The organism is Paucibacter sp. M5-1 (assembly GCF_027498415.2).
Lineage (GTDB): Bacteria > Pseudomonadota > Gammaproteobacteria > Burkholderiales > Burkholderiaceae_C > Roseateles_E.
In genome coordinates this window covers 4,976,535-4,995,428 of the sequence record NZ_JAPZLM020000001.1, presented here as the reverse complement: position 1 = coordinate 4,995,428, position 18,894 = coordinate 4,976,535, and the positions used below count along the sequence as shown (strand labels likewise).

19 protein-coding genes are annotated in these 18,894 nt (G+C 63.8%); 13 read left to right on the top strand and 6 right to left on the bottom strand.

Annotated features, from left to right (window positions below):
* Nucleotides 1–5 precede the first annotated feature (5 nt).
* The 4 genes from O5M90_RS23760 to O5M90_RS23745 form a co-directional block, all read right to left on the bottom strand.
* Entirely contained in the window at nucleotides 6–1,001 is a 996-nt protein-coding gene (locus O5M90_RS23760; RefSeq protein WP_137943037.1) for a beta-ketoacyl-ACP synthase III, read from the bottom strand.
* Nucleotides 998–2,107: a phosphate acyltransferase PlsX gene (gene plsX, locus O5M90_RS23755; RefSeq protein WP_137943038.1), complete on the bottom strand. Its 1,110-nt coding sequence runs from the start codon at nucleotides 2,105–2,107 to the stop codon at nucleotides 998–1,000. Before plsX ends, O5M90_RS23760 begins: the two co-directional genes overlap by 4 nt.
* A 209-nt stretch (nucleotides 2,108–2,316) precedes the next feature.
* On the bottom strand, nucleotides 2,317–2,499 hold the full coding sequence (rpmF, locus tag O5M90_RS23750) for a 50S ribosomal protein L32 (protein WP_137943039.1): 183 nt from the start codon (nucleotides 2,497–2,499) through the stop codon (nucleotides 2,317–2,319).
* A gap of 223 nt (nucleotides 2,500–2,722) precedes the next feature.
* Nucleotides 2,723–3,292 carry a YceD family protein gene (locus O5M90_RS23745; RefSeq protein WP_269837843.1) on the bottom strand — a complete coding sequence of 190 codons (570 nt, stop codon included), beginning with the start codon at nucleotides 3,290–3,292 and terminating at the stop codon, nucleotides 2,723–2,725.
* Nucleotides 3,293–3,333: 41 nt separating this feature from the next.
* On the opposite strand from O5M90_RS23745, the gene O5M90_RS23740 reads away from it, so the two are divergent.
* Both O5M90_RS23740 and O5M90_RS23735 read left to right on the top strand, forming a co-directional pair.
* On the top strand, nucleotides 3,334–3,948 hold the full coding sequence (locus tag O5M90_RS23740; protein WP_269837844.1) for a Maf family nucleotide pyrophosphatase: 615 nt from the start codon (nucleotides 3,334–3,336) through the stop codon (nucleotides 3,946–3,948).
* Nucleotides 3,945–4,718, top strand: a complete 774-nt coding sequence (locus tag O5M90_RS23735) for an SAM-dependent methyltransferase (protein WP_269837845.1) — start codon at nucleotides 3,945–3,947, stop codon at nucleotides 4,716–4,718. The genes O5M90_RS23740 and O5M90_RS23735 overlap by 4 nt, the downstream gene beginning before the upstream one ends.
* 4 nt (nucleotides 4,719–4,722) lie before the next feature.
* Here the strand turns inward: O5M90_RS23735 and O5M90_RS23730 are convergent, their stop codons facing one another.
* Together O5M90_RS23730 and O5M90_RS23725 are read right to left on the bottom strand one after the other, a co-directional pair.
* Nucleotides 4,723–6,210 carry a DEAD/DEAH box helicase gene (locus O5M90_RS23730; protein WP_269837846.1) on the bottom strand — a complete coding sequence of 496 codons (1,488 nt, stop codon included), beginning with the start codon at nucleotides 6,208–6,210 and terminating at the stop codon, nucleotides 4,723–4,725.
* 27 nt (nucleotides 6,211–6,237) lie between these two features.
* A complete protein-coding gene (locus O5M90_RS23725; RefSeq protein ID WP_269837847.1) occupies nucleotides 6,238–7,386 on the bottom strand; it encodes an MraY family glycosyltransferase in 1,149 nt (382 codons plus the stop codon).
* A 161-nt stretch (nucleotides 7,387–7,547) separates the two neighbouring features.
* Between O5M90_RS23725 and O5M90_RS23720 the strand changes: the two genes are divergently transcribed.
* The 11 genes from O5M90_RS23720 to O5M90_RS23670 all read left to right on the top strand — a co-directional run bounded on the left by O5M90_RS23720 (nucleotide 7,548) and on the right by O5M90_RS23670 (nucleotide 18,877).
* A complete protein-coding gene (locus O5M90_RS23720) occupies nucleotides 7,548–9,491 on the top strand; it encodes an SLBB domain-containing protein (protein ID WP_269837848.1) in 1,944 nt (647 codons plus the stop codon).
* A 2-nt stretch (nucleotides 9,492–9,493) separates the two neighbouring features.
* Complete coding sequence (locus O5M90_RS23715; protein WP_269837849.1) at nucleotides 9,494–10,606, top strand: Wzz/FepE/Etk N-terminal domain-containing protein; 1,113 nt, start codon at nucleotides 9,494–9,496, stop codon at nucleotides 10,604–10,606.
* 106 nt (nucleotides 10,607–10,712) lie between these two features.
* On the top strand, nucleotides 10,713–11,120 hold the full coding sequence (locus O5M90_RS23710; RefSeq protein ID WP_440402381.1) for a MarR family EPS-associated transcriptional regulator: 408 nt from the start codon (nucleotides 10,713–10,715) through the stop codon (nucleotides 11,118–11,120).
* Nucleotides 11,121–11,137: 17 nt separating this feature from the next.
* On the top strand, nucleotides 11,138–12,118 hold the full coding sequence (locus O5M90_RS23705) for an NAD-dependent 4,6-dehydratase LegB (protein ID WP_269837850.1): 981 nt from the start codon (nucleotides 11,138–11,140) through the stop codon (nucleotides 12,116–12,118).
* An 8-nt stretch (nucleotides 12,119–12,126) separates the two neighbouring features.
* A complete protein-coding gene (locus O5M90_RS23700; RefSeq protein WP_269837851.1) occupies nucleotides 12,127–13,275 on the top strand; it encodes a LegC family aminotransferase in 1,149 nt (382 codons plus the stop codon).
* Nucleotides 13,276–13,333: 58 nt separating this feature from the next.
* Complete coding sequence (locus O5M90_RS23695) at nucleotides 13,334–14,131, top strand: GNAT family N-acetyltransferase (RefSeq protein WP_269837852.1); 798 nt, start codon at nucleotides 13,334–13,336, stop codon at nucleotides 14,129–14,131.
* Nucleotides 14,132–14,139: 8 nt separating this feature from the next.
* Entirely contained in the window at nucleotides 14,140–15,309 is a 1,170-nt protein-coding gene (gene neuC / locus O5M90_RS23690) for a UDP-N-acetylglucosamine 2-epimerase (RefSeq protein WP_269837853.1), read from the top strand.
* Nucleotides 15,296–15,979, top strand: a complete 684-nt coding sequence (locus O5M90_RS23685; RefSeq protein WP_269837854.1) for a PIG-L deacetylase family protein — start codon at nucleotides 15,296–15,298, stop codon at nucleotides 15,977–15,979. The genes neuC and O5M90_RS23685 overlap by 14 nt, the downstream gene beginning before the upstream one ends.
* On the top strand, nucleotides 15,976–17,055 hold the full coding sequence (gene neuB / locus O5M90_RS23680) for an N-acetylneuraminate synthase (protein ID WP_269837855.1): 1,080 nt from the start codon (nucleotides 15,976–15,978) through the stop codon (nucleotides 17,053–17,055). Before O5M90_RS23685 ends, neuB begins: the two co-directional genes overlap by 4 nt.
* Nucleotides 17,052–17,735: an acetyltransferase gene (locus O5M90_RS23675; protein WP_269837856.1), complete on the top strand. Its 684-nt coding sequence runs from the start codon at nucleotides 17,052–17,054 to the stop codon at nucleotides 17,733–17,735. Before neuB ends, O5M90_RS23675 begins: the two co-directional genes overlap by 4 nt.
* Nucleotides 17,732–18,877 carry an acyltransferase family protein gene (locus O5M90_RS23670; RefSeq protein ID WP_269837857.1) on the top strand — a complete coding sequence of 382 codons (1,146 nt, stop codon included), beginning with the start codon at nucleotides 17,732–17,734 and terminating at the stop codon, nucleotides 18,875–18,877. Before O5M90_RS23675 ends, O5M90_RS23670 begins: the two co-directional genes overlap by 4 nt.
* Nucleotides 18,878–18,894 lie beyond the last annotated feature (17 nt).

Sequence of the window (18,894 nt, the reverse complement as noted above, 5' to 3'; positions counted from 1 at the left end):
TCTCGTCAGAAATCCAGCAGCACCGCGCCCCAGGTGAAGCCGCCGCCCACCCCTTCCAGCATCACGGTGTCGCCGCGCTTGACCTTGCCGCTGCGCACCGCCACATCGAGCGCCAGCGGAATCGAGGCGGCCGAGGTGTTGCCGTGCTCGTCGACGGTGACGATCAGCTTGTCCAGCGGCATCTTCAGCTTCTTGGCCGTGCCCTGCATGATGCGGATATTGGCCTGATGCGGGATCAGCCAATCGATATCGGCCTCGCTACGGCCAGCCTTCTCCAGCACCGAGCGTGCCACTTTCTCCAGCACGCCGACGGCCAGCTTGAACACCGCCTGGCCATCCATCTTCAGCAGCGGATCGCCCAGCACCTGGCCACCGGCCACGGTGCCCGGCACGCACAGGATGCCGGCATGGCGGCCATCGGCGTGCAGCTCCGACGCCAGAATACCCGGCTCTTCGCTGGCACCCAGCACCACGGCACCGGCGCCGTCACCAAACAGCACACAGGTCGTGCGGTCCTTGAAATCGAGAATGCGCGAGAACACCTCGGCGCCGATGACCAGGGCCTTGCTGGCAGCGCCAGTCTTGATCATCGAATCAGCCACCGTCAGCGCGTAGACAAAGCCCGAGCAGACGGCCTGCACATCGAAAGCGGCGCAGCCGGCCACACCCAGCTTGTGCTGCAACAGGGCGGCGGTGGACGGGAATACCATGTCCGGCGTCGAGGTCGCGACGATGATCAGGTCGATCTCGTCGGCGGCCACACCGGCCGATTCCAGCGCCGCGCGGGCGGCCGGCAGGGCCAGGTCGCTGGCCGCCACACCGTCGTCGGCAAAGTGCCGCGCATGGATGCCGGTGCGCTCGACAATCCATTCATTGGAGGTCTCGATGCCGTCGCGTGCCAGCTGGGCCGCGAGGTCGGCATTGGACAGACGCTTCGGGGGCAGATAGCTGCCCGTGCCGAGAATGCGGGCAAATCGTGGCTTCGATGAGGGAGTTGTCATGCGGCTTGGGCGGCGTCGGCCACCTTGTCTCCTGCATCGCCCTGGGCAGCGGCCGGCATGGCCTGCAGCGTGGCGATGATGCGATCATGAACCCGGTCCAACAACCGGTTGCGGGCGGCATCATACGCCCGGTTCAAGGCCTGCTCGAAGGCGTAGGCATCGGCCGAACCATGGCTCTTGAACACCAGGCCGCGCAGGCCCAGCAGCGCCGCGCCGTTGAAGCGGCGATGATCGACGCGGCCCTTGAAGCGCTTGAGCACCGGCATCGCCAGCACTGCAGCCGCCTTCGTCAGCCAATTGCGGCCAAACTCTTCCTTGATGATGGTCGAGATCATGGTCGCCAGACCCTCGGCCGTCTTCAGCGCGACATTGCCGACAAAGCCGTCGCAGACCACCAGATCGGTCGTGCCCTTGAAGATGTCATTGCCTTCGACATTGCCGTAGAAGTTCAGCTGGCCAGCGGCATCGGCCTGACGCAGCAACTCTCCGGCGCGCTTGATCGTCTCGCTGCCCTTGATCACCTCTTCGCCGATATTGAGCAGGCCCACGGTCGGCTCTTCGCGACCCTCGACCGCCGCCACAAGGGCCGAGCCCATCACCGCGAACTGCAGCAGGTGATCGGCCGTGCAATCGACATTGGCCCCCAGGTCCAGCACGGTTGTGTAGCGACCGGTCTGGTTGGGCATCACGGTGGCGATGGCCGGGCGGTCGATGCCCTCCAGCGTCTTCAGCAGATAGCGGGCCACCGCCATCAAGGCGCCGGTATTGCCGGCCGAGACGCAGGCCTGGGCTCGCGGCGCGGCGCCGTCAACGGCCTTGAGCTGGTTGATCGCCACGCGCATCGACGAATCCTTCTTGCGGCGCAAGGCCACTTCGACAGGATCGTCCATGCTGACCACCTCGCTGGCCGCCACCAGATGACAGCGCGGCCATTGCGCGGCAGCGGCCAGCGCCTCGGGGCGCCCGACCAACAGCAACTCGGCCTCGGGATGCTTGTCCAGGAACGCCCGGCAAGCCGGCAGCGTCACCGAAGGGCCATGGTCGCCGCCCATGCAGTCGACGGCCAGGCGAAGGGGCGCACCAGCGCTTGAATCAGTTGGGAACATCGAGGCAGGAGGAGGTATGACAGCAGGCCTCAGGCCCTTGCTGCGAATGTGCCGACCTTACGCGAGCCCAGGCCTGCGGACAAGCGGGCGCACCCGGGACGACAAGGCCACACACCAACACAAAAACCCGGCACTGCACGAAACAGGCCGGGTTTTGCGCTTATCACCTGTTCGGGCGCCGCGGCTCAGGGCCGGCGGCACAAGCCGATTTAGGCGTCAGCCTTGGTCTTCAGGACCTTGCGGCCACGATAGAAGCCGGTCGGGCTGATGTGGTGACGCAGATGCACTTCGCCGGTGGTCGGCTCGATCGCGGTGCCCGGATTGACCAGAGCATTGTGCGAGCGGTGCATGCCACGCTTGGAAGGCGACTTCTTGTTTTGCTGAACGGCCATGAAAATTCTCCTAGAGCTGCGGTGATGGAAGGCTTGCAGGCCAGACTTGTTCAAGCCTGCTTACCGCTGCCCAGCTTCCGCTCACTTCCGATGCCCCGGTTCGTTCTTGTCATGCGCACCACGCGCCAAGCACAGGCCCCTGCCATGCGCAAATGACCCCTGAACCGGGAAAGCCCGCGATTCTAGCACGCACCAGAGATTTCTCCCAAGCGCTGCTTAGCCATCACTTCTTCTTCAGTGCCGCCAGCACGGCAAACGGATTCGGCCGCTCCTCCTGCTCCGCCTGCTCGGCATCATCCGAAGGCAAGGGGAGCGCTTGCGGGCAGACCTCGTGACGGGGGACAAGCGGCAAATCCAGCAGGAGCTCATCCTCGACCAGCTCGCGCAGATCCAGGCTGCGCGGCAATGCCAGCACATCCTCCTCGCTCTCTGCATCCAGGCTGGCGGCTTCGCTCTCATCACGCGCGAAGCGGAACCAACGCTCGAACTGGATGGCCTCATGAACCGGCTGCAAGCAACGCTGGCAAGTCAGCGCCGTGTTCGCCGAGGCCTCCAGATACAGCCAGGTCTGCGGCTCACTGCCGCGCGGCTTGCGCTGCTCGCCGCGCGCCGACCATTGCACGTCCGGCCAGCCGCTGGCCGGCGCCTCGGGCGCGGCGGCATCGGCCAGCCGGATGAGCTCGGCAGCCGGCCATTGCCCCTGCAGGCTGGCGGCGTCGCGCGCAAAAGCGGCGACATCCAGTTTGCGCGGATCGAGTTCGCGCGCGGGCTTGGAGCTGGAACGGATAGTCATGGCGCAAGTGTACGAGGCGCGGCAATGGGAAAATCGCGAGCATGCCCATCCCAGACACCCACGAGCGCCGACTGATTCTCGGCTCCAGCTCCCCCTATCGCCAGGAATTGCTGCACCGCCTGCGCATTCCGTTTGATGTCGTCAGCCCCGACATCGATGAGACAGCTTTGCCCGGCGAAGCGCCGGCAGCGCTGGCAACACGGCTGGCCTTGGCCAAGGCGCAGGCCGTGGCCCGACAGCACCCTGAGGCCATCGTGATCGGCTCCGATCAGGTGGCCGATCTGCACGGTCAGGCCCTGGGCAAGCCCGGCACCCATGAGCGCGCGCGAGATCAGCTGCAGGCCATGAGTGGCCAGCAGGTGGTTTTTCACACGGCGCTGGCCGTCGTCTGCGCCGCGCAGGATTTCGCCGCGCAAGACCTGGCCCCGGTACGGGTGCGCTTTCGCACACTCAGCGAAGCGGAGATCGAGAACTATCTGCGCGCCGAACAGCCCTATGACTGCGCCGGCAGCGCCAAGGCCGAGGGCCTGGGCATCGCGCTGCTGAGCAGCATTGAGTCCGACGACCCGACAGCCCTGATCGGCCTGCCCTTGATACGCACCTGCCGGCTTTTGCGCCAGGCCGGCATCGAGCTGCTGACCGGAGCCTCGGCATGAGCGGCAAACTCTATCTGGTGCCCAACACCCTGGACTTTGGCGTCGCCGACGCAGAGGTCGATCTCCAGGCGGTGCTGCCGCTGCATGCCATTCAGATCGCAGCGCGGCTGGGCTACTGGGCGGCGGAGAACGCCAAGACCACCCGCGCCTTCCTGAAGCGGGTGGATGCCGTCACACCGTTGACTCAGCCCTTGCAGAGTCTGCAGATCACCGAGCTGCCGCGGCCACCGAAGGGCCAGACAGCCGGCAAAACCGCAGGCGACCAAAGCAAGGCCTGGAGCGAGTTGCTGGCGCCAACACACGCCGGCCATGATGTCGGCCTGATCTCGGAAGCCGGCCTGCCGGCGATCGCAGACCCCGGCGCCCATCTGGTGGCGGCCGCCCATGCCGAAGGCATTGAGGTGGTACCACTGAGCGGCCCGAGTTCGCTGCTGCTGGCGCTGGCGGCCAGTGGGCTGAATGGCCAGAGTTTCGCCTTCGTCGGCTATCTGCCGGTCGACGCGGCAGCGCGCAGCGCGCGGATCCGCGAGCTGGAGGCGCTGTCGCTGCGTCAGCAGCAAACACAGCTGATGATCGAGACACCCTACCGCAACGAGGCCCTGCTGCAAGCCCTGCTGACCCAGCTGAAGCCACAAACACGGCTGTCAGTCAGCTGCGGCTTGAGCCTGGCCCAGGGCTGGACCCGCAGCGCCACAGCGGCGCAATGGCGGGCCAAGCCACAAAGCCTGCCGGACAAGGTACCGGCCGTGTTTGCCTTGCTGGCCGGCTGAGGGCTCAGGAGTCGGCAGTGGCCGACTGTGCCGGCTTGGCGCCAAACAGCGCGGCGACCCGCTTCTTCGGCTTGATATAGGGCGACAAGCCCTTGCCGCTACCCATGCCCGCAGCGGGCGTGGTCTTCTCCCAAGACGGCGATTCGGTGCTGGCGCTGGGCTCGTAAGGCTTGTCGAAGAAGGGATCGCGCGAAGACGGGCGGTGCGCAGGACGGGGCGCAGCAGCGTAGTCCGAGCGCGGCGCGGCCGGGCGATCATCGCGTTCGCTGCGCTCAGGGCGCTCGGTACGCACAGGGCGGCGCGGCCGCTCCTCTTCCAGCTCGATCGCGTCCAGGTCGATCTTGCGCTTGATCAGCTTCTCGATGTCGGCCACCAGGCGGGCATCGGACTTGTTGACCAGGGTCACCGCAATGCCCGAGGCGCCCGCACGACCGGTGCGACCGATGCGGTGCACATAGTCCTCGGCATTGAAGGGCACATCGAAGTTGAACACCGCCGGCAGGTCGGCGATGTCCAGACCACGCGCCGCGACATCGGTGCACACCAGCACATCGACCTCGCCACGCTTGAACGCGTCCAGCGCCTTCAGACGCTCATCCTGCGACTTGTCACCATGCAGGGCATTGGTGCGCAGCCCGTCGCGCTCGAAGGAGCGCGCCAGACGGGCGCAGCCAAGCTTGGAGTTCACAAAGACGATGGCCTGGCGTATCTCGCGATCCTTCAGCACCTTCAGCACCGCCGCGCGCTTGTCCTCGTCGGCAACGCTGTAAAACAGCTGCTCGACATTGGTGGCGGTCGCATTCGGGCGTGCGACCTCAACCAGGATCGGCGACTGCAGATAGCTCTCGGCCAAGCGCTTGATCTCGGGCGAGAAAGTGGCTGAGAACAGCAGGGTCTGGCGGGTCTTGGGCAGGAAACTCAGGATGCGCTGCAGATCCGGCAGGAAACCGATGTCCAGCATGCGATCCGCCTCGTCCAGCACCACATACTCGACCTGGTTGAGCACGCAATTCTTGGCCTCGATATGGTCCAGCAGACGCCCAGGCGTCGCGATCAACACCTCGACCCCGGCCTTGAGCTGCAGCGTTTGCGGCTTCATATCGATGCCGCCGAACACCACCGCCGCACGCAGATTGGTGTGCTTGGAGTAGGCCTTGACATTGTTGGCCACCTGGTCGGCCAACTCGCGCGTCGGCGCCAGCACCAGGGCACGCACCGGATGGCGGGCTGGCGAAGCGCTGGCGTTCTCGTGCTTGAGCATGCGCTGCAGCAGAGGTATAGAGAACGCAGCCGTCTTGCCGGTGCCGGTCTGGGCCGCGCCCATCACGTCCCTGCCCTCCAAAACGATAGGAATCGCCTTGGCCTGGATCGGTGTCATGCTGGTGTAGCCGGAGTCGGCGACGGCGCGCAGGAGCTTGGGATCCAGGGGAAGGGTGTCGAAGCGCGCCGGAATAGGTTCGGGAGCAACTTCGGGGATTTGGGTGTCATTCATCCCCTGATTATCCGCCATGCGCGATCATCAGTCGGGTTTGCCCTCGGCAGGGGGCACAGGACGCCCCCGTGCCTTACGCCGCCCCTCCCCACGCAGGACCAGCCAACGCGGGGTACGAAAACGCACGATGCGCCAGTACAAACCCACATAAGTCACGCCGAAAAGCACCAGGCACACCGCGAGCGCCGGCGTCGAATCCCAGAACAACAGGGCCGGAACCAGGGAGGCCACGCAAAGCATCCACAGATAAGGCGCGGTCATCGAGTTGCGCCGGGTCATCGCACTGGCATCCTTCACACCCACCGCCCAACGCATCAGCCGGCGGTAGACCAAGGAGTGCAGATGGATGCCGTCCGGCAGGCCCGGCGGCGTGGCGCGCAGGACACGGCGGCGGTAGATCGAGAACAAGGTTTCGAATACCGGATAAATGCACACCATCAAGGCAAACAGCGGCGACACCTCGGGATGGCGCGCCACCAGCAAAATACCCAACTCGGCCAGCAAGAAGCCCATGAAATAGGCCCCGCCATCGCCGAGAAAGATCAACCCGGCCGGGTAGTTCCAGACGAAGAACCCCAGGACTGCCCCCACGCCGGCCAGCGCCCACATCGCCAGCTCGGCATCGCCGACCTGATAGGCCACATAGGCAAAGCACAAAAGCATCAGGCTGACGCACATCGACGACAGGCCATTGAAGCCATCGATGATGTTCACCGAGTTCGCTACGCCGGCCACCGTGAAAACCGTCACGATCATTGCGCCGACAGACGTGGCCACCACCCAGTCTAGCCCTGGAAGGCCGGTGCGTGTGATCAAAGCCTGCAGCAACCAGCCCCCCAGGGCCGCCGACACGGCGGTAGCAGCGAGCCGCTTGGCCGGCGAGACCCGCTTGGTCAGGTCCTCGACCAAGCCGGCAAGAAAGGCAGGCAAGCCGCACAGCAGCAGCAGCAGACCCAAACGGGCATAGGCATGATCCATCGCCCACATGACCGCGACGCAGGCCGCCATGCCGACAAAGATGCCGACGCCGCCGATCCGAGGCACAGGGCGCGCATGAAATTTTTGCGGGCCCGACAGATCATCGTCCGCCGAGATATGCCCATGTGTGGCCGACGACCGGACGATGAACAGCGTCACGATGGTCGCCACAAAGAACGGAATCAATAAATACGACATGCGCGGCAGTGTAACCAGAGCGCAACAGTCACAAGCCGCCCGAGCACCCAATGCGACACCCTTAGAATGGCGCGCCGACGGCCTTGCCTGACAGCATCTGGCCCTGGCCTCGGAAACAGTTTATGAATGATCGCGCCCCTAGCGCCACCACAGCCCACTCGATGAAGCTCACAACGAACGCCCCCAAGCCGCAAGTGCGCGCCCTATTGATCGCTGTGCTGGGCGGATTGGCCATGGCCTCAGCCCATACGGCCGTGCTCAACGACAGGAACGACGCATCCGATGCCGGTGGGCCCGTACGTCTGACGACATCACGAGCACAAGGCGACAACAGCAATGCAGGCAACAGGAGTCGACAGTACTCGGCGCTCAAGGAGCGCAGCACCCGCCGCTATAAGCCAGGCGAGTTCGAGTTGTACGTCAATCGTTTGCTTGGCTGGGAGCCCGCCCCTGCGCCGATGCAGAGCCAGGAGCCCGAGGACAAGGAACTGCTGATCCACCGCCTCGGTGCCGAGTTGATGAACGAGACCAGCGACGAGTTCAACGCAGACGAATCGAGCTTGCCTGGCTCGGAGAGCTCACGGCAAATCCCGCCCGAGTACCAGATCGGCGTGGGCGACGAACTGCAGGTGTCGATCTGGGGCTCGGTGGACGCCGACCTGCGCCTTACGGTGGATCGCGGTGGGCGCATCGTGATCCCACGCGTCGGCCCCATCCTGGTCGCCGGCATCCGCTACGCTGATCTCAACAGCGTGATCAGCAGTCGCGTCGGCCAGGTCTTCCGCAATTTCCAGGTCAGCGCCTCCTTGGGCCGCCTGCGCGGCATCCGTGTCTACGTCACCGGCTTCACACCGCGCCCCGGCGCCTACACCGTCAGCAGCCTTTCCACACTGGTCAGCGCGCTGATGAAGGCCGGCGGCCCCTCGGCGGCCGGCAGCTTCCGACAGATCGAACTTCGCCGCGCCAACAAAACCGTCTCGCAGTTCGATATGTACGACCTGCTACTCAAGGGCAACAAGTCCGCCGACATCCCCTTGCAAGCCGAGGATGTCGTGCATATCGGGCCGGTCGGCGCCCAAGTGGCCATTCTTGGAAGTGTTAACAAGTCGGTGATCGCCGAACTCAAGCCAAACGAAACAATCACAGATGTACTCGCAATGGCCGGTGGCTTCAACCCGGTGGCCGATCGCTCCCGCGTCACGCTAGAGCGCTTGAATGAGCGCAATGACCGCCGCGTCGTCGAACTGGGTATGCCTGCCGAATCAAGCCTGCGGCTGAGCAACGGCGATGTCTTGCGCGTCTTCAGCAGCGTCAACACGACATTGCCGCAGCACAAGCAATTCAAGCGGGTGCGCATCGAGGGAGAAGTCGCTCGCCCCGGTGAGTATGTGCTACCCCCCAGCAGCGGTGTCAGCGATGTAATCAGGGCCGCTGGCGGACTGACACCCCAGGCTTATGTCTTCGGCACCGAATTCACACGGGAAAGCGTACGCGTTTCACAACAAGAGAACTATGAGCGAGCACTGCGCGACCTTGAAACCGAGTTCACGCGAAGCGGATCGACCCAAAAAGCCCTGACGGCCGACGAGGCAACAGCACAAGCCACGCGAGCCAGCGGGTCCATTCGCCTGATCGAACGCTTGCGCGCTGTCAAACCTACTGGGCGGATCGTGTTGCAACTGGACGCCGCCGCAACATCCCTACCGGATCTAGCTATCGAAGAAGGAGATCGACTCCTGATTCCCGCACGCCCCAATACGGTCGGCGTGTTCGGCAGCGTCTTCAACGGAGGCAGCTACCTGCTCAAGGATGGAAGCTCCGTCGACGACATTGTTCGGCTGGCTGGAGGCCCAACACGCGGCGCTGACACCGGCAGCATCTTCGTGCTAAGAGCCAATGGCAGCGTAGTCAGCGCCAGACAATCTCGCGGAGGCTGGATAAGTTTCGACACTGCATTGAGCACCCTACCCGCCTTACCCGGCGATACCGTGTTTGTGCCTGAGGAATTGAACAAGACCACTTTTGTACAAGAGGCCAAGGAGTGGACGCAAATCCTCTATCAATTCGGCCTGGGCGCAGCCGCCCTGAAGACCATCAAGAACTAATCATGACGCAGCCGACTTCCCAAGGCGCACTGGTGGACGCAACCCCGCCCCCTGCCAGCATTGATCTGACCGAACTGCTAGGAGAACTGATCCGTCACTGGCGGCGCCTGATTCTGGTACCGATAGCAGCAGGCGCACTAGCACTCGGCGCGACCTATCTGATGGCGCCACAGTTCACCGCCCGCACCACCTTCCTGCCGCCACAAGGCGGCGGAGGGCTATCCGCGGCGCTGAATTCCTCGCTGGGATCGCTCGCCAGCCTGGCCGGCGCTGGCGGCGCCAAAGGCTCTGGCGATATGTACGTGTCGCTGTTGCAGAGCCAGACGGTCGCCGACAAACTGATCGACCGATTCAAGCTGCAGGACCTGTACCAGGTGCGACTCCGTTTCGAGGCGCGCGACGTGCTCAAGTCCCGCTCCCGGATAGCCTTCAACAAGAAGGACGGACTGATTTCGATTGAGGTCGATGACCTCGATCCGCAGCGCGCCGCCCAGATGGCCAACCAGTACGTTGACGAGTTGCGCACAATGACCGCCTCAATGTCGCTGACGGAGGCACGGCGCAAGCGTGCCTTCTTTGAACAGCAGCTTGAGCGCACGAAAGTCCGCCTGACCGAGGCACAAACCTCGCTGCAAGCCACCGGCTTCAGTCAGGCCGCATTACACGCAGAGCCCAAGGCTGCAGCCGAAGAGTACGCTCGCATCAGAGCCGAGTTGACGACGACTGAAGTGCGGCTGAACGGCTTGCGGAGCGCTCTCGCCGACAAATCGCCCGAGCTGACGCATTTGGCAGCCACCGCCAGCGCGCTGCGCGCGCAATTGCGAACGCTGGAACAGAAGTCCAACCCGACTCATGGTCCGGACTATGTCAGCAAGTACCGCGAGTTCAAGTACCAAGAGGCGCTATTCGAGCAGATCGCCCGCCAGTTTGAAGCGGCTCGGCTAGAGGAAAGCCTCGAGGACAACAACATTCAGGTGGTCGATTCGGCGCTTGTCCCCGAATGGAAGAGCAAGCCCAAGCGCGCCTCAATCGCGCTGGCGACAGCGATGATTGTTGCACTGCTGCTGACCGTTCACATCTCAGGCCGCCATCTTTGGCGATCAAGCAACCGCTGATTGCGCAGCAAACAACCCATCCACACATTCTTCACAGACGGCAGGGGGGCCCTGGCCTACCAAGGGGGAATCGGCATGCTAGACTAAGCGTTCAAGCATTGAACACATGTCCTCAACCGCCTCCCCCCATGCGCCTACCGAGCCACCCGATCCGGATGTTGACGACGCTCGCTTGATGGTGTTGCGCGCCTTGGAGCAGGACCCGCACATTTCGCAACGGGCACTCTCCAGCCGATTGGGCATTAGCTTGGGCAAGACGCACTACCTTCTGCAGGCATTGCTGAGCAAAGGGCTGGTGAAGATGCGTAATTTCGAGCGCAGCGATCGCAAGCTGGCGTATAGCTATCTACTCACGCCAGCAGGACTTGTCGAGAAGGCACGGATAACCCGAGACTTTCTGCAGCGCAAGGAAGCTGAATTCGAGGTACTGCGCCGCGCGATCGACGAATTGCACGACGAGCTCAATCGCACTCAGCCCGTCGAGGCAGACCCCACCCCGCCCCAGAAGTCCTGATTGAAAGCATCTCCAAAATGAAGCGTGTCCTCGTGACCGGCGCCGACGGATTCATCGGTTCCCATCTGGTCGAACTCCTGGTCCGTGAAGGCCTACAGGTCAAGGCCTTGAGTCAGTACAACTCCTTTAACTACTGGGGCTGGCTGGACGATGTTGACTGCGCCAAGAACATCGAGATCATCAGCGGAGATGTCCGCGACCCCCATTTCTGCCGGAAAGTCACGCAAGACGTGGACACGATCTTCCACCTGGCGGCGCTGATTGCAATTCCCTACTCTTATGTGGCGCCCGACAGCTACGTCGATACCAACATCAAGGGTACCCTCAACATCTGCCAGGCAGCGCTAGACAACGGCGTGCAGCGCGTAATCCATACCTCCACCAGTGAGGTATATGGGACAGCACGCTACGTGCCAATTGACGAGAAGCATCCACTTCAGCCCCAGTCGCCGTACAGCGCCTCAAAGATCGGCGCGGACGCGATGGCGATGAGCTATTTCAACGCATTCAACCTGCCGCTCACCATTGCGCGACCGTTCAACACCTATGGGCCGCGCCAGTCGGCCCGCGCCGTGATCCCGACCATCATCACGCAGATTGCCTCCGGCATGAAGCAGATCAAGCTGGGCGACACGACGCCGACCCGCGACTTCAACTACGTCGCAGATACCTGCCGTGGCTTCCTCGAACTGGCTCGATGCAAAGAAGCCATCGGCGAGACCGTGAACATTGGCTCCAACTTCGAGATCTCTGTCGGCGACACACTCAACCTGATCAAAGAACTGATGGGCAGTGACGTCGAGTTCATCACCGACGATCAACGGATCCGGCCAGAGAAATCCGAGGTTTTCCGTCTCTGGTGCGACAACAGCCGCATCCGCGAGCTCACGGGCTTTGAGCCCCGCTTCAACATCCGCGACGGTCTGCAGCAGACCATCGAGTGGATGACTCGCCCGGCCAACCTGGCGAAGTACAAGGCCCACATCTACAACGTCTGAGGTCTGCCGTGTTTGATCGCCTGGTCGGTTTCATCCGAGAGCAGTACGCAACAAAAGAGTTCATACCGCTGCACGCCCCGGTGTTCCGCGGGCGCGAGCGCGAGTTGGTGCTCGACACGATTGACTCGACGTTCGTCTCGAGCGTGGGTGCGTATGTCGACCGCTTCGAGCGGGACGTTGCCGGATTCACCGGCAGCCCGCGCGCGGTCGCGGTGATGAACGGCACAGCGGCGCTGCACATCGCGTTGGTGCTGGCAGGCGTCGAAAGGGGCGACCTGGTCGTGACGCAGTCGCTGACCTTCGTAGCGACATGCAACGCCATTGCCTACTGCGGCGCTGAACCACTGTTTGTTGATGTCGACCGCCGCACGCTGGGCCTGTCACCCGCAGCGCTGGACGCCTGGCTTGAGGAACACGCACTGGTCGACGATGCCGGCGTATGCCGCACGCGCGTCGACCACCGACGCATCCGCGCCTGTCTACCGATGCACACCTTCGGCCACCCTGCCGACCTCGACGCCCTAATAGCAGTCTGCGAGCGATGGAAGCTGGTGCTCATCGAGGATGCAGCCGAATCGCTGGGCAGCTACTACAAGGGCCGCCACACTGGTACCTTCGGTGAGATCGGCGTGCTGAGCTTCAATGGCAACAAGATCATGACCACCGGCGGCGGCGGCATGGTGCTGGCAGACGAGGTCGTGGGCAAACGCGCCAAGCACCTGACCACCACAGCCAAGATCCCGCACCCGTACGAGTTCTTCCACGACGAGGTCGGCTACAACTACCGCTTGCCCAATCTGAACGCGGCGCTGGGCTGCGCGCAGCTGGAGCAACTGCCGGCATTCCTCGCGTCTAAGCGCGCACTGGCCGAGCGCTACATCGCGTTCTTTGCCAGCACGGACCTGCAGCCTATCGTCGAGCCGGAACATTGCCGCTCCAACTACTGGCTCAACGGCGTGATCTGCGAGAGCCCCGCGCAGCGCGAAGCGCTGCTGAAGGCGACGAACGAGGCCGGCGTGATGACGCGTCCGATCTGGGCTCTCATGACCCGACTGCCGCTCTACGCAAACGCGCTGCGCGGCCCGCTGGACAATGCCGAATGGCTGGAGGCTCGCGTCGTCAACCTGCCCAGCAGCGTGACTCCTGAACCGGCATGACGCCGACTTCGCGACTCCCCATTCCCAGGCCGACCCACTCCTTCACCCTAGTAAGCGCATGAACATCACCAGCGTCACCAGCAAGGCCGGTCTCTTGCACCATCGGGAATCGATCGAACGCCTCTTTTTCAAGAGTTTCGGCCAACGGTCGCTGGGGGAGATCTGGGATTGGGCCTACCAGCGCAACCCCAACGGCGAGCCCATCGTCACGCTCTGCTACGAGAACGATGAACTGGTGGGCCACTACGCGATCGTTCCCATGCCGCTTTCCAACGGCGACGAACGCAAGAACAGTTACATCTCGATGACCACGATGGTTGCCGAGTCCCACCGCAAGTTTGGCCTCTTCACGCAACTGGCCCAGGAGAACTATGCAGTTGCCACGGATCTGGGCGTGGACTTCGTATTCGGATTCCCGAACGCCCAGTCGACGCCGGGCTTCCGCAAGCGCTTGAACTGGCAATTGCCCGAATCTGACTATGTAGCCACCGTCGACAAGTCAGCGCTGCTGGCGCTGGCGGAAACCGGCCAGTTGGAAAAGGCGGGCCGACTCGGACTGGACCTCACGCAACCCGCGCTGCGCGAGTGGCGACTCTCCCGCCCAGGCGCTACATACACCTTCGAGAACGGGCTGGCCTACAAGCGCCACGGCGATGCTCTGGACCTGCTGTGGTGGGAACACACGGACAAGCTCGCCCACCTGCCTGAAGACGCCGGGATCAACATGCTGGTCGAAGCCAGCACGGGCCTCGTACCGAATCGCCAGTTCGACTATCAGTTTGGCGGCATCGGCCTGCGCAGCACCTTCGATCAGGCTGCCATCCATCGCGAGATGGCCATCTCCGATCTGTTCTGAGCGGGACAATGAAGCGCATCCTCGGCCTCACCTCCATCCGGTCGGACTACGACCTGATGAGCGGTGTCTATCGGGCGCTGCATAACGATCCAGCAGTCGATCTGCGGCTGCTGGTGTCAGGGGCCCACCTATCACCCCAGTTCGGTCGCACGGTCGACCTGATCGTCGCTGACGGTTTCGCGCTGCTGGGCGACGTGGAAAGCCTCATCAGCGGCGACAGCAAATCCTCGCGCCTGAAGACCGCCGCAAACCTGCTCAACGGCGCGATCGACTTGGTCAGGGCCTACGCCCCCGATCTCATGATCTTCGCGGGCGACCGGGAGGACGTGCTGGTCGCCGCCACGATCGGCGCGTTCCTGGATATTCCGACGGTGCACTTCTTCGGCGGGGATCATGCGGCCGACGGCCATGTAGACAATCCGGTGCGCCATGCCACCTCGAAGCTGTCCACGGCGCACTTCGTCAGCATCGATGAGCATCGACGACGCCTGCTGAGCCTCGGTGAAAGCGACCGGCGGATCGTCGTCATCGGCAGCGTCGCACTCGACAAGTTTGCATCTGAGCCGCCGCTGAGCAAGGAGGCGGTCCTCCAAGACATGCAGGCCAAGCCGCATGCAGCGGAACACCCTCTGGCCGTGCTGATCTTCCATCCGGTGGACCAAGAGCGCGCCAGGGCGCCATCCTTCGTGCGCGACGCGGTGAACGCCATGGTCGAACGCGGATATCACGTCATGGTGGGCGCGCCGAACCCGGACCCCGGCAACAACGATCTGGTGGAGGCGCTGCGCGAGCTGGGCCAACTGGATCAGGTGACCTACTACGGCAACACCTCGCGCGCGAACTTCGTCAATCTCATGCGTCATGCGTCGCTGATGATCGGCAACTCGTCGGCCGGTCTGCTAGAGGCCGCGAGCGTGCGGCTTCCCGTCATCAACATCGGCGAACGCCAGCGCGGACGCACCTGCGGCGCGAACGTGCTTTTCTGTGACGGCGACCGAACCGCGATCGAATTGGCGCTGGACACGGTGCGTGGCGAGGCGTTCACCGCCATCCTTTCCGGTCTGATCAATCCGTATGGCGACGGCCGCAGCGCATCGAAGGCGGCCGAGTTGCTCAAGTCGACCGACTTCCGAGCCCTGATCAAGAAAACCGAGGACCCGATTCATGCTTGCCAGTGACCCCCAGGCCGTTTTGGTCATCGCGCCTCATCCGGATGATGAGACCCTGGGCTGCGGCGGCACCGTGCTGCGACACATCCAGCGTGGCGACCGCGTGCATTGGGTGATAGTCACGGCGGTAAAGACATCGCACGGCTTTAGCGAGGAGCGGGTGCGCTCGCGCGATGCCGAGATCGACGCGGTGGCGCGGGCCTATGGCTTCGTCGGCGTCCATCGGCTCAACTTTCCCACGATGACGCTGGACACGGTGCCCAAAGGCGACCTAGTCGGTGCGCTGGGCCGCATCGTGAAAGACACTGCGGCGCAGATGCTCTACGTGCCCTACCGCAACGACGCTCATACCGACCATGCGGCCGTTTTCGACGCTGCAGCAGCCTGTGCCAAGACTTTCCGTTATCCGTCGGTGAGATCAGTGCGCGCCTACGAAACGCTGTCAGAGACCGAATTCGGGATCCGCCCGGACGACCCCGGTTTCCGCCCCAACCTCTTCATCGACATCACGGACCAGCTCGAGAAAAAGCTGGAAATTATGGGCATCTTCGCCAGCGAGTTGGGGCCGTTCCCATTCCCGCGCAGCGAGGTCACGCTACGCGCGCTGGCGCAACTGCGCGGCAGCCAGAGCGGCGTCATGGCGGCCGAGGCCTTCATGCTGCTGAAGGAAATCCAATGAACGACAAATCAGTCTACGTCATCGCGGAAGCGGGCGTGAACCACAACGGCAGCCTGGCCCTGGCCCGGCAGCTGGTGAGCGCCGCCGCCTCCGCAGGCGCGGACGCAGTGAAGTTCCAGACCTTCGACGCGAAGAAGCTCGCCCGTGCCAGCGCGCCCAAGGCGGACTATCAACGGCAGACGACGGACCAGGCCGAGAGCCAGCTGGACATGTTGAGCAAGCTGGAACTTCCGCGCGAATGGCACGTCGAGCTGAAGGCGCACGCGAAGGCCGAAGGCATCGAATTCCTGTCCACGGCCTTCGATCTCGACAGCCTGGACTTCCTCGCCGGGCTGGACATGCCTTTCTTCAAGGTACCTTCCGGGGAACTGACAAACGGACCGCTGCTCTGGCGCTTCGCACGACTGCGCAAGCCGCTCGTGGTGTCGACCGGCATGGCCACGCTGTCGGAGGTTGAGCAGGCGCTGGCCGTCATCGCCCATGCCTTCAATGCTGAGAGCGAGCCGGCAGACCTCGACGAGATTTGGGAGGGTTGGACCCGCGCTGAATGGCGACGCTCCCTCCAGGGACGTGTGACGCTGCTGCACTGCACCTCCCAGTACCCTACCCCGATGAGCGAGGTGAACCTGCTGGCCATGGACACGCTGGCCCATGCATTCGGGCTGCCGGTCGGCTATTCGGACCATACGGAAGGCATCCTGATCCCGGTGGCCGCCGTGGCGCGCGGTGCAGTGCTGGTGGAGAAGCACTTCACCCTCGACCGCTCGATGCCCGGGCCGGATCACCTGGCCTCGCTCGAGCCCGGCGAACTAGCGCAGATGGTGCGCGACATCCGAACGCTGGCCGTCGCATTGGGCGAAGGGGCCAAGAGTCCGCAGCCCAGCGAATGGAAGACGCGCAAGGCCGCGCGGCAGCAGGTGGTATTGGCGCGCCCGGTGGAACGCGGCCAGGTTTTGACGCGCGCCGATCTGGCGACGGCACGAAGCGGCTTCGGTCTTCCGGCGGTAACGCTGTGGCAGTTGGTCGGACAAGCGGCTAACCGCGACTATGCGGAAGGCGACCTCTACCAGCCATGACGCACGCCAAGAACCTTCCGCTGGTGTTGATCGGTGCGGGTGGCCATGCCAAGGTCGTGCTGTCGCTCGCGCGCGCCCTGGGTCGTGACGTCGTCGGTGTCTGCGATCCTGCGCTGGCGCGCGAGGGCGCGACCACATGGCGCGGCATTCGAGTACTTGGCGACGACGAGGCGCTGTCCGCCTTCGACGTCAAGCGCGTCGGCCTGCTCAATGGCATCGGACAGGTTCCGCATGGCACGGTGCGTCAGGCGATTCATGATCAGTGGACCTCGAAGGGCTTCCTCTTCGTGGCGCTGGCCCATCCGCGGGCAGTGGTCGATCCGACGGCGAGGCTGGGCCACGGCGCGCAGGTCATGGCCGGGGTGATCGTGCAGGCCGACGTCACGATCGGCGCGAGCACCATCGTCAACACGGGTGCCCACATCGACCATGACTGCCGGATCGGCGACCATGTCCACGTCGCGCCAGGCGCGGTGCTGTGCGGGGGCGTCGACGTCGGTGCCGGTAGCTTCCTCGGCGCCGGTTGTGTGGTTCTGCAACAGGTGACGGTCGGTGCCAGCGCTATCGTCAGCGCCGGCACGGTCCTGGCCCGGGCGCTGGCGGCCGGCTCGCTGCACGCGCCGCATCGGAGGCTACCGCCCCGCGCATCCGAGTCGTCCGGTCAAGAAGGAACGGCATGAGCTCCGTCGTCACCGACATCACTGTGGCCCCGTCGGGCGCGGGTGCACCCCCGTCCTCAGAAAGGCTCGCGCCCCCCGTGACGCGCTTCGAGTCGCTGGACTGGCTGCGAGGCCTCCTAGCGCTCTCCATCATGCTGTACCACCTGACCCTCTGGGAACTGGTTCAGCCGGACGCCTCGACGACGCTGGGGCGGCTCGGCGTCTATGGCGTATCCATGTTCTTTGTGCTCAGCGGCCTGAGCATCGCGATCGCCTACAACCGCTTCCTCCAGGGCCCGTCAAGCACACTACGCTTCATGGTCCGCCGGGTCTTCCGGATCTGGCCGTTGCTCTGGATCACCGTCCTTTCCGTGACGGCCATGAATCTAGCCAGCAGCAAGCCGATCAGCCTCAAGGTGATCGCTCTCAATCTCACTACGCTGTTCGGTTTCGTCAGCCCGTCGTCCTACATGACCACCGGCGCCTGGTCGATCGGCAACGAAATGGTCTATTACGCGCTGACGCCATTGCTGCTGCTTGCCTACCGGCGGTCGCGGGCATGGGGCAATGGTCTGGTGCTGGCCTCCGCAGGCGTAGCGCTGGTGTTCTCACAGTGGCTGCTGGATCCTGCAATCCCGCTGTCCCGCCAATGGGCGACCTACATCAATCCGTTTAACAACCTGTTCCTTTACGCCGCCGGGATCGCCCTGTATTTCAACGCCGGACAAGCCCGACGCCTGCTCGTCAGCGCGCTGCTGCTGATTGTGGGCCTCGCCGTCTTCACCGTCTATCCGGTGGGTGGTGACACCATTCACATCGTCACCGGCCTGAATCGCTGGGTTTTCAGTGCCGCAAGCATCGGCATCGTCTTCGCGGTGTATGGCACCTCGTTGCGACTGCCGGCGTGGGTCGGCGCGCCACTAGTGCACCTAGGCCTCGCGACCTACGGGGTCTATCTGCTGCATCCGGTGGTTTGGCAAGCACTGCACCTGCTCGCGCCTGACCTCGCGCGGTCGTGGGCCGGCTGGGGCGTGCTGGCGTCGGTCAGCGCGCTAACAGTCATCATCTCGCTTCTCGTCTATCACCGGATCGAACATCCGATGGTCCTTCTCGGCAAGCGGCTCACCTCCGCCCGGTCTTCATCCGATCCGTCCCGGCCGTAAAGCGGCTGCCGAACTTC